This window comes from Edaphobacter sp. 12200R-103 (assembly GCF_010093025.1).
Taxonomy (GTDB): Bacteria; Acidobacteriota; Terriglobia; order Terriglobales; family Acidobacteriaceae; genus Edaphobacter.
The window spans coordinates 1,151,516-1,166,517 of sequence record NZ_CP048114.1 but is presented as its reverse complement, the minus strand read 5'-3'; the positions used below and the strand labels follow the sequence as shown (position 1 = coordinate 1,166,517).

Annotated in this window: 11 protein-coding genes; 2 read left to right on the top strand and 9 right to left on the bottom strand. The window is 59.3% G+C overall.

The annotated features are described in order from the left end of the window. Positions 1-4: 4 nt before the first annotated feature. The 9 genes from cydB to GWR55_RS04785 all read right to left on the bottom strand — a co-directional run bounded on the left by cydB (position 5) and on the right by GWR55_RS04785 (position 9,409). Positions 5-1,051 (bottom strand): cytochrome d ubiquinol oxidase subunit II, encoded by a 1,047-nt coding sequence (gene cydB, locus GWR55_RS04825; protein WP_162401242.1) that lies wholly within the window; start codon positions 1,049-1,051, stop codon positions 5-7. Between the two features lie 10 nt (positions 1,052-1,061). Then, entirely contained in the window at positions 1,062-2,435 is a 1,374-nt protein-coding gene (locus GWR55_RS04820) for a cytochrome ubiquinol oxidase subunit I (protein WP_162401241.1), read from the bottom strand. 135 nt (positions 2,436-2,570) lie between these two features. Continuing rightward, positions 2,571-3,173, bottom strand: coding sequence for a GNAT family N-acetyltransferase (locus GWR55_RS04815; RefSeq protein WP_162403778.1), 603 nt, complete (start codon positions 3,171-3,173; stop codon positions 2,571-2,573). Positions 3,174-3,183: 10 nt separating this feature from the next. Then, positions 3,184-4,671, bottom strand: a complete 1,488-nt coding sequence (argH, locus tag GWR55_RS04810) for an argininosuccinate lyase (protein ID WP_162403777.1) — start codon at positions 4,669-4,671, stop codon at positions 3,184-3,186. A gap of 43 nt (positions 4,672-4,714) precedes the next feature. Beyond that, positions 4,715-5,824 carry an ornithine carbamoyltransferase gene (argF, locus tag GWR55_RS04805; RefSeq protein ID WP_162401240.1) on the bottom strand — a complete coding sequence of 370 codons (1,110 nt, stop codon included), beginning with the start codon at positions 5,822-5,824 and terminating at the stop codon, positions 4,715-4,717. Then, positions 5,817-7,067, bottom strand: coding sequence for an aspartate aminotransferase family protein (locus GWR55_RS04800; RefSeq protein ID WP_162401239.1), 1,251 nt, complete (start codon positions 7,065-7,067; stop codon positions 5,817-5,819). Before GWR55_RS04800 ends, argF begins: the two co-directional genes overlap by 8 nt. Next, positions 7,064-7,846, bottom strand: coding sequence for an acetylglutamate kinase (gene argB / locus GWR55_RS04795; protein WP_162401238.1), 783 nt, complete (start codon positions 7,844-7,846; stop codon positions 7,064-7,066). The genes GWR55_RS04800 and argB overlap by 4 nt, the downstream gene beginning before the upstream one ends. Then, positions 7,843-8,907, bottom strand: a complete 1,065-nt coding sequence (gene argC / locus GWR55_RS04790; protein ID WP_162403776.1) for an N-acetyl-gamma-glutamyl-phosphate reductase — start codon at positions 8,905-8,907, stop codon at positions 7,843-7,845. Before argC ends, argB begins: the two co-directional genes overlap by 4 nt. Before the next feature lie 61 nt (positions 8,908-8,968). Then, a complete protein-coding gene (locus tag GWR55_RS04785) occupies positions 8,969-9,409 on the bottom strand; it encodes an arginine repressor (RefSeq protein ID WP_162401237.1) in 441 nt (146 codons plus the stop codon). A 172-nt stretch (positions 9,410-9,581) separates the two neighbouring features. Here GWR55_RS04785 and GWR55_RS04780 point away from each other — a divergent pair, with 172 nt between their 5' ends. Continuing rightward, a complete protein-coding gene (locus tag GWR55_RS04780; protein ID WP_162401236.1) occupies positions 9,582-14,114 on the top strand; it encodes a glutamate synthase-related protein in 4,533 nt (1,510 codons plus the stop codon). A 175-nt stretch (positions 14,115-14,289) separates the two neighbouring features. Then, complete coding sequence (locus GWR55_RS04775) at positions 14,290-14,940, top strand: TetR/AcrR family transcriptional regulator (RefSeq protein ID WP_162401235.1); 651 nt, start codon at positions 14,290-14,292, stop codon at positions 14,938-14,940. Positions 14,941-15,002 lie beyond the last annotated feature (62 nt).

The following is a 15,002-nucleotide window of genomic DNA, read 5'->3' as shown; positions in this document are numbered from 1 at the left end:
AGTTTTAGTGGCCGTATCCTTCTGTGTGCTCCGGGACCTTGCCACGGAAGAGCCAGTACACCGTCACGGTGTAGCCAAGGGCCAGCAGAATCCCGAACGTCCACCAGATAAGCCCCACCCGGACCGCGTGTGGACCCGCGAGCGCGCGATCGATGGTGATGCTCTGGCCCTCCGTTCCTACACTCGGCAGTACGACAGGGAAGAGCCCAGCCGCAGCACCAACCAGCATTGCAGCAAGGTAGGTGCAGGAACCGATAAAGGCTCTCCACTCCCATCCGCGGGCCAGTGAGATGGCGATCGTAATGAGGCTGACAACAACCATCGCCGGCGCCAGCCACGCGAGTCCGTGTTCCTGGTAGTGCATCAGGGAAGCAGGTCGCGCGATGACGGTGGCCGGGACGCTCGCCAGGGTGAGAATGGCTACTATCGGGAGCGCTTTTTTCGCCCATGCAACCGACTTCTCATTGAGTGCCCCCCTGGTCTTCAATGCCAGATAGAGCAGGCCGTGCATTGCCAATGCCACTGCCGCGAGCAGACCTCCCAAAACGGTGTACCAGTCCAGGATTCCCGGGTTCGGTCCTGTTCGCCAGTTTGTCCATAGAGGAAGAAAGAAGTAGTTGTCAGCTCCAAGGGGAACACCGCGAATAACGTTGGCTAGGGCCGCCCCGAAGAATACCGCAAGGATCAGACTCGAAAGCGCGAACGTTGTATCGAACAAGCTCATAAAGACGCTGTCGTGCGTGTGTGCGCGAAGCTCGATGCTTAAGCCGCGCACGATCAGCAGCCAAAGCACGATAGTGAGAGGAAGATAAAAGCCGCTGAACGAAGAGGCGTACAGAAGAGGGAAGGCAAAGAAGAGCGTGCCTCCTCCGGCGATCAGCCACACCTCGTTGCCATCCCAGACCGGCCCGATGGCATGCATAGCCTTTCGCCTGTCCTGCTCGGTGCGAGCTACTATCAAATAAACAATGCCGACCCCGAGGTCAAACCCGTCCAGCACTACATAGATGGTCAGCATCGCCGCTACAATCCAGAACCAGATCGTCCCCATCGCACTCTCCTTATGCGGTCGTCAGTGTGTGCCCGTCGTGTCCTTCGTCTACCACGGGCGCCTTCGGTCCTTTCTGGATGGCGGTGTAGACCAACACAATCCAGAGAATTGAGAGCACCGAATACATCCCCAGAAAGCCAAGCAGTGTAAACAGGCTTGTGCCTGGCCCCACGTGTTTGGAGTAGCCTTCCGACGTTCGCATCAACCCGTATACGAGCCATGGCTGTCTGCCCAGCTCCGCGGTCATCCATCCTGCTGTGTTGGCAATGTAGGGAAGCGGGAAGCTTAACAGGATGGGCCACAGCAGCCAACGCGCGTGATAAATGTGACCGCGCCACAGAAGAAATCCCGCCAGGATCATCAATCCAGCAAAGTAGGTTCCGAGCCCGGCCATGATGTGGTAACTGTAAAACAGCAATGGAAGCGCAGACGGCCACTGATCCTGCGGAAACTGATCGAGTCCTTTTACCTCGGCTGCGGTGGTTCCATAGATCAAAAAGCTGAGTACTTTATTGACAGCCAGCGGATTGTCGATGGTCTGCTTCTCGACATCTGGCTGTCCCATCAGCACAATGGGCGCACCCGGTGTGGAATGAAAGAGACCCTCCATACCCGCTACGGCCGCCGGCTGGTGCCGTGCCATGTATTTGCCGTGCAGATCGCCGGTAGGAAAGATCTGAGCAATACAGGATGCAATACCCGCCACGACTCCTACCTTCAGGAACAGTCGTCCATACTCCTCGTGTTTGCGTTGAAGAAGATATAACGCTCCCGTGGCGGCCATGACGAAGGCTCCCGTTATGACAGCGCCGGACATGTTGTGGGCATACTGCAGCCACGCCCATGGATTCATCATCAGTCCCCAGAAGCTGGTGACCTCAAATGTGCCGTTCGGAAGCTGCTGGTATGCGACCGGATGCTGCATCCAGGCATCCGTCACAATAATAAAGAACCCTGAGATCCACGATCCCAGGAAGACCATGAAGGCTGAGAGCGTGTGGAGCTTCCGCGAGATTCGTTTCTCGCCAAACATAAGCAACCCCAGGAAGGCAGACTCAAGAAAGAAAGAGAAGACGCCTTCCATCGCCAGAGGTTGGCCGATGACTCCGCCGGTTCGTCGTGAAAATTCAGACCAGTTCGTGCCGAACTGAAACTCCATCGGAATCCCGGTTACCACGCCAAGAACGAAGTTGATAGCAAAGATGCGGGCCCAGAAACGGGAGGCTTCGTCGTAGCGCTCCCGTTGAGCAGGATCGTTCGTCCGCAGAGCTATCAACTTCATGACGAAGATCAGTAGAGCGAGCCCCATCGTCAATTGGGGGAAGAGGTAGTGATAGGTGATGGTAAATGCAAAGTGGATCCGATGAAGCGTCAGAGCATCCATCCAGCTTCTCCTCGTCGTTCGCCAATAGTATGCCGGGTGATGCTCATAAGCGAAAGGGAAGCAGGTGGATTCTGGCGATTACCGGAGGAGAAAATGGGAAAAGGTCGATGATCGACCCAGCATCGATCCGAAGCGCTATTTGTCCTTGGGGTTCGGAGGCGCGATTGAGCCAGCCTGCAGCTTCACAAGCTCAGGCTGAGGAAACCGGTTTGGCCCAAGAACGGCGATGCGCGGAATCGGTCCGCGAGCCATGGCGACTTCGTCGCAGGCATAGAGACGCGGGCACGTCTGGCAGTCCTTGTAGATCTTGTCCGGCAGCACCGTGCGGTCCACCACGCGAAAGCCGAAGTGAAAGAAAAAATCCGGAATGCGTGTGAACAGGCAGACGCAGGTGACCCCCTGGTCCTCCGCCTCTGCCAGCAGGGCGCGCAACAGCTTTCCCCCGGCGCCTTGCCCCTTGGCCTCAGGCTTCACCACGATGGATCGCACTTCAGCCAGGTGAGGACCGTAAAGGTGCAGAGCTCCGCAGCCCAGGAAAACACCGCTCTCACTCTCGGCTACGGCAAAGTCACGGACATTCTCGCAGATCTCAGCGTAGCTGCGCCGTAGCAGCGTACCGTCCCCTGAAAGCGAATTGACCAGCTCAAAGATGTTAACCGCATCCGGGAGCTTTGCCGGACGTACGACCGCTCCACCGACGCGCGGACGCGAGGATGAGGTCGAGTCGCTTATCGGCATCAGGGTCGAGTTAGACAAGGGAAACGGACTCCAAGCCAAGTTTCGCAGACTTTTTTGATGCTAGCGAGGCCCGATCGGACTCAATCTGCCGGGAGGCATCTTCCATGGCATCCCCCACTCGATTTCGGGCAGTGCCCCCGATCACATCGTGGCAATCGACGGTTGCCTCAAGAGAAATGGCATCGAAAAAGTCCTCACTGAACTCTTCTCCGAAGCCACGAAGCTCCTTGAGCGTCAGTTCATTCAACTCGCGGCCCGTCTCAAGGCCCAGCCTGACGGCCTGACCGATCTTCTCGTGCGCCTTGCGAAAGGGAACACCCTTGTGGGTGAGGTACGTTGCAGCAGCCATCGCGTTCAGATAGCCCTTTTCCGCCGCCGATTGCATCACTTCGGTGCGGAAGCGGAGGGCCCGCGTAAACTCCGGCAGCAGCAGAAGGATTCCATGAATCGTGTCAGCGGCGTCGAAGACGGGCTCCTGGCCCTCTTGCAGGTCCTTGTTGTAGGCCAGGGGAAGTCCCTTGACGATGGTTGCAAGCGTGATGGCGGCACCTTGCAGGCGTCCTGTCTTGCCGCGAATCAGCTCGGTCAGGTCGGGATTCTTCTTCTGCGGCATCGCGCTCGATCCGGTAGAAAAGCGCTCCGGGAGATCGAGGAATCCGAACTCCGCGGTAGAGTGCAGGGTCAGCTCTTCGGCGAAGCGCGAGATATGAAGGCCCAACGTGGAGATTGCCTGCGTAAACTCCAGCGCAAAGTCGCGGTCGCTGGTCGCGTCCATGCTGTTGGGCGTGGGACCATCGAAACCGAGTGCCTCTGCGGCGATGTTGCGATCGAGAGCCAGAGTCGCGCCAGCAATCGCTCCTGAACCCAGAGGGCATAGATTCAGGCGGCTGCGACAGTCCATCAGCCGGCTGAAGTCGCGTTGCAGCATGGCCACATAGGCCAGCAGCCAGTGTGCGGTGAGAACAGGTTCTGCCCGCTGCAGATGCGTGTAAGAGGGCATGACAGCGTCGCCTGCTGACCGGGCCTGATGGACCAGGGCTTCGCGCCACGCCAGCAATCCCTCAAGCGTCTGATCGATCGCATCGCGTACGAACAGACGCATATCGGTGGCGATCTGTTCATTGCGACTGCGCCCGGTATGCAGCTTGAGGGCCAGGTCTCCGATAAGTTTCGTGAGCTGCAGCTCGACGAAGTGGTGGATGTCCTCTGCCTGCGGGCTCAGAGCAACGATTCGGATGAAGTGTGATGACAACGAGGCATTCGGATCGCTGCTGCTGGTTGTTGTCGTCTCTTCGATTGAAAAGGGGATCACTCGATCGAGTCCACCCAGCATCTTCGCAAGCTCCGCATCCGTCAGGATGCCCGCAGCGGCAATCGCACGTGCGTGCGCCTTCGACGCGGCCACCTCCTGGGGAAGCAGCCGCACATCGAACGGAAACGATCGTTGCCACTCTTCAAAGGCCGAATCCAGTGGTTCCCTGAAACGGCCTGACCACATCTTGCTCACTTCCGGAGCTCCTTTTCCTTTGCCTCTGCTGCAACTACACCAGCGAAGGACGTTTGCGCGCCTGTGTTCCACGTCCACGGGCACTCGAGATACGCTTGGCCCCGCCCAGCAGCATCAGCAGGAGCGATTTCTGAGCGTGCAGACGGTTCTCTGCCTGATCAAAGACGATGGACTGCGGCCCATCCAATACCGCATCGGTGACCTCAGCGTTGCGGTGTGCCGGCAGGCAATGCATAAAGACGGCATCCTGCTGTGCATTGCTCATCAGTTCTTCATTTACCTGGTAGGGCTTGAAGATGGGGGCGCGTTTCGTCGCTTCATGTTCAAATCCCATGCTGGTGCAGACGTCAGTGTAGATCGCATCGGCTCCGGTTACGGCCTTGATAGGATCGTGCAGCAGCGTAATGCTACCGCCAGTCTGCTCGGCGATCTCAATTGCCTTATGGATGATCTCCAGTTTGGGAGCGAAACCCTTGGGAGTCGCAACGCTGACATGCGAGCCGAGCAGCGCGCCCGCCAGCATCAGCGAGTGGCAGACGTTATTGCCGTCGCCCACATAGGCAAAGCGAAGTCCCTCAGCCGAGCCAAATCGCTCCTCCAGGGTAAGGAAATCGGCGATTGCCTGGCAGGGATGCTCCAGGTCGGAGAGAGCGTTGATAACCGGGATCTTCGAGCACGCAGCCATCTCCGTGATCGTCTCGTGCGAGTAAGTGCGCAGAACAATTGCGCTCATCCAGCGTTCCAGGTTGCGAGCAACGTCCGGCAGAGACTCGCGCTCGCCAAGAGGCGACTGTGTCTGGTCGACGAAGATAGCGTTGCCACCCAGCGTGTTGATTGCTGCCTCAAAGGTGAGGCGGGTACGCAGAGAAGCCTTTTCAAAGAACATTACCATCTGCTTCGCATCGAGGGCATGGCGGAAGTCCTCCGGAGAGTTCTTCACGGCATGGGCCAGCTCCATGACGGCGGCCATCTCTTCGACGCTCAGATCACTGATGGAACAAAGGTCGCGTCCGCAGAGTCGCTTGGCTGCCTCGTTAAATGCCGTATCGGACTGGATGCCGAGTACGGCCGTCGACTTGCGAGGTGGAACCTCAGGGCCGGAGCTATCGGATTTCGAATTCATCATGACGGTTTTGCTACCCATGTACCTTTTCTCCAGCCGGCACAGCGCCGGCAAGTTCCGTGTTCGCTTTCAGAATCTCGTCGAGTGCGTCGATGGCCAGCTCGACATGTTTTTTCTCGAGAATGTAGGGAGGTAGAAAGCGGAGCACGGTTTCGCTCGTCCGGTTGATAATGATGTGCCGCTCCATCATCTGCGCGGCCACACGTTTCGCAAGTTCTGCCGAATTCAGCTCGATACCGAGCATCAGACCCAGGCCGCGCACATCCGTTACGCAGTCGTGCTTCGCCTTCAGCTCCTCGAGTTGCGATTTGAAGAATCCGCCGACCTCGTCGATATGGGCCAGCAGGTTCTCGCGCTGCATCGTGTCGATCACGGCCGTCGCAACCGCGCAGGCCAGCGGTCCGCCGCCGAAGGTGGTTCCATGCATCCCCGGCGTAATGGCGGAAGCGGCCTTTTCGACGCACAGCATTGCGCCCATGGGGACTCCTCCCGCAATCGGCTTGGCCAGCGTGGTCACATCCGGCTGAATGCCATAGTGCTGATAGGCGAACCACTTTCCGGTTCGACCAACTCCGCTCTGAATCTCGTCGGCGATAAGCAGTGCTCCGGTTGAGTCGCAAAGCTCTCGCGCAGCGGCAAAGAACTCCTTTGAGACCGGATTGATTCCGCCCTCGCCCTGCAGGACTTCCAGGCAGATCCCGCAGACCTCATCAGAGAACTTTGCCCTCAGATCGGCGACGTCGTTAAATCGCACGAACTCGACGTCCGGCATCACCGGAGCAAACGGAAGGCGGTACTTATCTTTATGAGTAGTCGCTACCGAGCCCATCGTGCGGCCATGAAAGCTGTGTTCGAGCGCGAGAAACTTCGTGCCCAGTTTTTTACCGTTTTCACGAGCCTTGGTCGCATAGGCGCGCGCCAGCTTCAGCGCGGCCTCCCACGCCTCGGTTCCGCTGTTGCAGAAGAAGACGCGGTCCATACCGCTCATCTCGGTCAGGCGCAGAGCTAGCTCTGCCGTGCCCTGGTGGAAGAACAGGTTCGAGGTGTGCAGCAGGCGAGCACTCTGCTCGGCAATTGCCTTGTTGATCGCAGGATGGCCGTACCCGAGAGCGCAGACGCCGATTCCGCTCAGCAGATCGAGAAACTGGGCGCCGTTCTCGTCTTCCAGGTAAACTCCGTTCCCTGAGACGAACAGATAGGGGTTGCGCTCATAGGTGTTCAACAGCAGCTTGCTCTCCGCAGCCTGAATTGATGCAAGGCTCATGCGACCATGACCTCCGTTCCGTCGTTGACTCGAGTTGAGCAGAGATCGGGCAGCGATGCCGCCGCCTCCGCAGGCAGAATGCGTACCCGCTTAACGCCATTCAACAGCGCCTGTTTGCAGGCGTTCAGTTTGGGCAACATGCCCCCGAAAATGACCTGCTGCTTCTGAAGAGCAGGAATCTCACCCAGCGTCAGCCAGCGCATCACGCTGCCATCGGCCCCCTTTACGCCCGGCACATCGGTCAGGAAGACCAGTGCGTCAGCCTTCGTGCAGATGGCGCAGGCTGCTGCCATCTCATCCGCATTGATATTGTAGTACTCCCCATCGAAACCGAGCGCGATCGAAGAGATCACCGGAACTGCGCCCATCGTCCAAATGGCCTCCAGCCAGCGTGCGTCTGCCGAGGCAATCTCGCCGACGAAGCCGAGGTCGGGGTCTGTCTTCTTCTTGCGCGCGCGAAAAACATGTCCATCTCCACCCGAGAGACCTACGGCAGCCTGGCCGTGAGAGGCAAGGGAAGCGACCAGCGATTTATTGACCCGGCCGGCGAGCACCATCAGCGCCGCATCCCTGGTCTCCGCATCGGTGACACGAAGGCCGGAGATAAATTGACTCTTCTTTCCCAATTGCTCCAGCGTGCGCGTCAGTTGCACGCCGCCGCCATGCACGACCGCCACCTGGTTGCCATCGGCCACCAGCTCGGCAATCGCTTTCCCCGCCGCGTGCAGCAATTTCGGGTTCTCGAGACCCGCGCCACCGAGCTTAACGACGAATCTCACAGTAAGCCCTCCTCTTCTTTCCACCCGCACATCAGGTTCATGTTCTGGACCGCTTGTCCGGCGGCGCCCTTCAGCAGATTGTCCAGGCAGGAGACAACGATCAGACGCTTCCCGTCGGGCCCCAGCGCAAATCCCAGATCGCAGAAGTTCGTGGAAACCACGTGCTGAATCTGCGGCAGCTGTGGTGTTGCGTGCAGACGCACCAGCGGACTGCCTTTGTAAAACTCGCGAAAGAGGCTCTCGATCTCTTCCGTCTTCGCGGGCGATTTCAGCCGCAGATAAATGGTCGCAAGAATTCCCCGCGGAATAGGCAAAAGATGCGGAGTGAACTGAATCTGCTCCGGGTTGAGACAGAGTTGCTCCAGCAACTCACCCGTATGGCGATGGCCGAAGACCGAATATGCCGAAAGATTATCTGCGGCATACATAAAGTGCGTCTTCGCGGTCGGCGCTTTTCCGGCTCCGCTGACGCCCGACTTCGCATCGCATATGATGCCCGTCTCCAGATCGACCACGCCTGCCCTCACCAGTGGGGCCAGCGCGAGAATGGCAGAAGTCGAGTAGCATCCCGGATTGGCCACCAGCCGCGCCGCACGGATGGCATCGCGATAAAGCTCAGGATTGCCATATACGGCCTCTTCCTGCAGCCTGGCCGCAGCCTCCGGGTCGGCATCGTGCAGCTTATAGACTGCGCGATTCTGCTCATCCTGCAGTCGCCACGCTCCACTGAGGTCGATCACCCGCATGCCGCGCGCAATTGCTTCCGGCGCCCACTCCCGCGATTGCTCATGGGGCAGGGCAAGGAAGAGAATCTCAGTCCCTGCATCTGCAAGGCGATCCCAATGGAAAGGCTGGATAGGGTGAATCGCGTCCGTCCCGATGCCCACGAGATTGGGGTGGAGCGATTCCAGGGTATTCACTGCGTCGCCGGATTCACCGGCTCGGCCCAGAAACATCGGTGCCGTACCCTCCATGCCGGGATGGCGCAGCAACAGGCGCGCAAGCTCGCCGCCTGCATATCCGCTTACGCCAGCGATGGCAATCTTCGGAGGCCGCGACAGGGTGGCGTTCTGGAATGTTGTCGCGGTGTCGGTCGCTGCAGTCTTTTCGATGGTGTCAAGATTAGCCAATGTAATCCTCAATCCGCTTCCTGAGTTGGGTAGCCCTTTCCATGTCCGGACAGATAATCAATACGGTATCGTCCCCGGCGATGGTTCCGACGACCTCTGGCCAGTCTTCATAGTCCATTCCGGCAGCGATGGGTTGGGCTCCGCCAGTTGTTGTGATCACTACAAGTAAGTTTGCTGCCTGCCTGGCCTCAAGTCCAAAGCTTTGAAGTACCTCGCGAATTCCGGGGAGAGAGTCCTCCTCGTGATCGCCGTTATTTGCCAGCGAATAGCCCTCTGGTCCCTTCGACAATCTCAGCTCGTGGATATCACGAGAGAGCGTTGCTTGTGTAACATGGAAGTTACGCCCTGCAAGTTTTCTCCGTAGCTCGTCCTGGCTGGCGATAGGTCCCTTAGCCAGCAACTCGCGAATTACGGTATGACGTTGTTGTTTCATCGTCGTTTCAGAGCCGTTTCTGCCCGGACTTGTGTAAAGAGAAAGTCTTGGCTATGTATAAATATACATTCCAGTGTATATTTATACAACGATGTTCCACGAGGAACATCGGCCCCACCTTGACGGAAAGGTTATCCGGTGAAATTGCCCTTCATCGGACGTATAGTGAATTATGGAAAGGTTTCGCCCCCTCGTCTCCGCCTCTACGCCTGGGCCATCATCGGAAAGGTCACGGTCGTCTCAGGCGCCGTCTCTGATTGATGAACGTTTTGACCACGACTCCTGCGGAGTCGGCTTTGTCGCCTCAGTGGATGCCGCGGCGTCCCATGGAATTCTGACGCAGGCGCTTACGGCGCTGGCGCGTCTGGCGCATCGCGGCGCTACCGCCGCCGATGGAAAGAGCAGCGACGGTGTAGGCGTGCTTTCCGCGATTCCGAGGGACTTCCTGATTCAGACCGAAGGACTTTCCCTCGCCTCCGACGCTCTTCTCGGTGTTGGCATGGTCTTCATCCCGAAGGAAGAGACCCGAGCAGAGGCCCTTATTGAACGTGCTCTGCTATCGCACGACTTTAAGGTCTTGTGTTGGCGCGATGTTCCAGTTCGTACCGAATACCTGGGCGAGATGGCGCTCTCGACCATGCCAAAGATCCGCCAGATATTCGTTGCAGATGGCGATCAGGGCGATCCGTCGACGATGGAGCGCCGCCTTTACCTCGCCAGAAAGCAGTTCGAGCGTTCGCACGAGAACGGCGATGTCGATGGATATATCTGTTCGCTCTCCACCCAGACCATCGTCTATAAGGCAATGTGTACGGGCCACGACCTGGCCTCGTTCTACCCCGACCTTGCATCTCCCCAGTTCGTCACACCGTTTGCCATCTTCCATCAGCGTTACGCTACCAACACCCTTCCCACCTGGCATCGCGCGCAGCCCGGCCGCACTATCGGTCATAACGGAGAGATCAACACGGTCTGGGGCAATCGTGCCCGCATGGCTGCCCGTGATTCAACCCTTCCGGTGGAGTGCAAGCCTGTCCTGACGCAGGGCGGAACAGATTCCACCAGTCTCGACGAGGCCGTTGAACTGATCTCGCAGAACGGCCGCACGCTGGCCGAGGCCATGCGCATGGTGATGCCGCCCGCGGCAGCTTCCGGACGCAACTCGTCGTTCCTTCGCTATAACTCCGACTGCACCGAGCCTTGGGATGGCCCAGCAGCCATCGCGTTCTCGAATGGACGACTGGTTGGAGCGATCCTCGACCGCAATGGTCTGCGTCCGTGTCGCTTTGCCATTACCCAGGGCGGTCTGGTCGTTGCTGGTTCTGAGATCGGCCTGGTAGACCTTGACCCCAACGAAGTGGTGCACAGCGGACGTCTGGGGCCCGGCCAGATGCTCGTTGTCGATCTCGAGAAGAAGAGGGTCTACGAAGACGAGGAACTCCTGTCGCTCTTCGATGCCGACCCAAGCTACTCCAGGCTGCTTGAGGATGCTCCGCTCGTCCCCAGGGCTGTATCTACTCCGGAGGCCGCTGCCCTGACTGCTATCCAGAAGGGTTTTGGCTATACCCGCGAAGACGTCAGGATGATCCTGCAGCCGATGGCAGCCGATGGCAAGGATGCCGTCTGGTCGATGGGCGACGACACGCCGCTGGCCTTTCTGGCCCGCACGCCTCGTCCGGTGTATGCGTATTTCCGCCAGCGCTTCGCGCAGGTCACCAATCCTGCCATCGATCCGCTGCGTGAAGCCTGCGTTGTATCGCTGCATACCCGTCTGGGCCCCTGGCCGCATCTGCTGGATAAGAACTCGCCACTGCCGGGTCTGTCGCTCTCCTCGCCTTTCCTGTCGCTCGGCCAGGTGCAGGCCCTTCGCTCTGGAGAGTATCCGCATTCCTCGGAGCTTAATTTTGCCGAGCTGTCCTGCGTCTTTGCTCCCGGCATGACGCTCCTGCAGGCGCTCGACCAGCTTTCAAACCATGCCATTGACCTGGTGCGCAACGGTGCCCGTCTGCTGCTTCTGACGGATCGTGCTGCAACCACGCAGACGCTGCCGGTTCCCATGGCTATGGCTACCGGTGCAGTCCATCAGGCCCTCGTCGCTGCAGGACTCCGTACCCTGACCGGCATCGCGGTCGAGGCCGGAGACGCCCGCGACATCCATCATGTCGCCGTGCTGATCGGCTATGGCGCGGGAGCTGTCTGTCCGTGGCTTGCCCTGGAGACTGGTCGCGCTCTGGCTCCGGCTGGCACCGATCCCGATGTCGCCGAGAAGAAGATGCTCAAGGCGCTTGATGCCGGTCTGGCCAAAGTCATGTCGAAGATGGGAATCTCCGTCGTCGACAGCTACCGCAGCGCCCGTCAATTCGACATTCTCGGGCTTCACTCCAGTGTCGTGGAGCGGTGCTTCCCCAATACGCCGGCTCCTATCTCAGGAATCGGATTCGCCGAACTGGATCGCCAGATCAGGCAGACCTGGCACCCGGCCGACGGTTCAGCTGTGCAGGCCGATCTGCCGGACTATGGCTGGGTTCGGTTCCGCAAGGCCGAAACGGCAGAACCTCACGCCTGGCAGCCGCCGACGGTCAAGGCTCTGCAATCCGTTGTCGGAAGTGCGCGTAATGTTCCGCCACCCACCGATCCTTCTGCCGCCTTCGCCATCTACACCAAGGATGTCGTAGAGCGCGACCCCGCGGTCCTGCGCGATCTGCTGGAGATCCGTCCGGCTGGTCCTGAGCTCCAGCTCAACGAGGTCGAAGCCTCGTCGAGCATCGTCAAGCATTTTGTCGCCAGCGCCATGTCGCTCGGCTCTCTCAGCCCGGAAGCCCACCAGACGATCACGGCGGGAATGAACATGCTGGGAGCGCGGTCGAACACAGGCGAGGGTGGAGAGGATGCTGCCGTATACCGCGAGATCTCTGCGGGAGTTTCCAATCTTCCCGGAACCGGCGGTTCCAGTGCTGCTGTGAATGCTCAGGGCAGCGTCGCCGTAGCCGAGCCTCTGGCGGCGCCTGCGGTACACATCTCGCTGAACAACAAGATCAAACAGATTGCCTCCGGCCGCTTCGGCGTCACTGCTGAGTACCTGGCCCATGCCGAAGAGATCGAAATCAAGGTGGCGCAGGGAGCCAAGCCCGGTGAGGGCGGTCAGCTTCCCGCGCACAAGGTCAGCGGCCTTATCGCGCGGCTGCGTCATGCGCAACCGGGTGTCGCGCTTATTTCGCCGCCGCCGCATCACGATATCTATTCCATCGAAGACCTCGCTCAGTTGATCTATGACCTTAAGCGCGTAAATCCGAAGGCCGCAGTCGGCGTCAAGCTGGTCTCCGGCTGTGGTGTGGGAACGGTCGCCGCTGGCGTTGCCAAAGCATACGCCGATTACGTGGTCATTGCCGGAAACACCGGCGGAACCGGCGCGGCTGCCCTGTCGAGCATCAAGTATGCCGGGAACCCCTGGGAGCTCGGACTGGCTGAGGCACAACAGGTCCTGATGCAGAACGGTATGCGCGGACGGGTTCGCCTCCGCACCGACGGTGGTCTGGCGACCGCTCGCGACGTCCTGGTTGCGGCGCTGCTAGGTGCAGACGAATACGCCTTTGGAACGGCAGTACTGGTAGCCCTGGGCTGCGACATGGCCCGTCAGTGTCACCTGAACACGTGTCCGACCGGTATCGCAACCCAGAAGCCGGAGCTGCGGGCAAAGTTCCGCGGCAAGCCGGAGCACATCGTCCGCTTCTTCGAGGAACTCTCCGGCGATCTGCGGCATCTGCTCGCCCGTTATGGTCTGCCCTCTCTCGAGGCAGCCATTGGCCGCTCAGACCTGCTGGAGCAGGTCAGGTTTGATGGCAATCTCGATCTGGCTCCCATGTTGGCGCAGGCTGCCGAAGGTCCGCGCCGCTGGATGGGCGGCAGGAACGATCAGCCTCTGCCGCAACCGCCGATCGATGAGAAGTGGACAGCACCCGCTCTCGAGGCTGTGGACGCCGGCAAGCCTTATGTGATCGAGTCGCAGATCGCAAACTCCGACCGCGCGCTCGGCTCGCGCCTTGCCGGTGAACTTTCGCTCCGCCGCTCCCAGGGCGATCTGCACGCAGATGTCACCTTCGATCTTCATGGCACTGCAGGGCAATCCTTCGGGGCTTTCGCAGTCGACGGAATGAAGCTGGTCCTGGACGGACAGGCCAACGATTTTGTCGGCAAGGGCCTATCCGGTGGCGAGATCGTCATTCGTCCTCGCGGCCTCGCCGCCAGGGACAGCGGACAGCACGTCATTCTGGGCAACGTTGCACTCTATGGCGCCACGTCAGGCAAGCTCTTTGCTGCCGGACGAGCAGGCGAGCGCTTCGGGGTAAGGAACTCGGGCGCCGTGGCGGTCGTCGAGGGTGTGGGAGATCACGGCTGCGAGTACATGACAGGAGGAACGGTCGTCGTACTCGGCAAGACCGGTATGAACTTCGGTGCAGGCATGACCGGAGGCCTGGCCTGGGTCCTGGATGAGGATGGCTCCTTCATGTCTGAGATGAAGTATCATCCGGAATTTATTGATCCTCAGCCATTTGATTCAGCGGAAGCCGAATCTCAGAATGACCTGAAGACGCTCATCGAAGAGCACATCTCTCTCTCTGACAGCGGCCTTGCAAAGACGCTGCTGCTTGAGTGGGCTGACCGCTCGAAGAAGTTCGTTCGTCTGAGCCCGAAGCCACAGGCTTAGGACATCCTTCACTCAGGAATAACAGCAACAGCACCCCCGGCCAGTGCCGGGGGTTGTTCTTTGAGCGTCGCAGTTGATTCTTGGCAACCGGAATCAGTTTCTTTAGAGTGACGAGAACTGGAATCTTGTGGGACGAGCGACACTGAACAGTTTGGCAGAGAGACGGAGGGCTGGCGTGGCTGAGGCGGGGAGGGCGACCACCACTGCAACCGGACCCGGCAGCGATAAGTACCAGCGCATTCTCGACGCTGCGGTTGAGATAATCGCCGAGCGGGGGTATTTCAACTCGCCCGTCAGCGCCATCGCCAAGCGAGCTGGAGTGGCGGACGGAACCATTTATCTCTACTTCAAGAGCAAGGACGACGTTCTGCGCACGGCGATCGACAGCACCTTCGGTATTTTTTTCAACCGGGTGGAGGAGCGATTCCGGATGCTGTCTGATCCCCGCGAGCAACTGGAGTACATTGCCCAGGTGCACCTGGAGAGTCACAGCATCAATCGCAGCATGACGATCCTGATGCAGACGGAGATGCGCCAGAGCGCGCAGTTTCTCGCCCGGTTCTCCCATCATCATCTCGTGCGGTATATCCAGATGGTGCGCGAGGTGATTCGTCAAGGGCAGGAGCAGAAGATCTTCCGGCAGGACATCTCCGATGGCGTTGTGGCGCATTGCATGTTCGGAGCAATCGATGAGCTCTTGAGTTCCGCAGTCTTTACCGGGCGTACGTACGATGCCAGGGCAACCGCCCGCCAGGTCATCGATGTGTTACTGCATGGAATATCCGCTCGCGAGGATAGAGTGGCACAGTCTGGGAGCGTGTCATGATGAGCTTCTATCTTTCGATACCCCGCGCCGCCAGACAGGGAATCGGGCATAACAGGACAGGA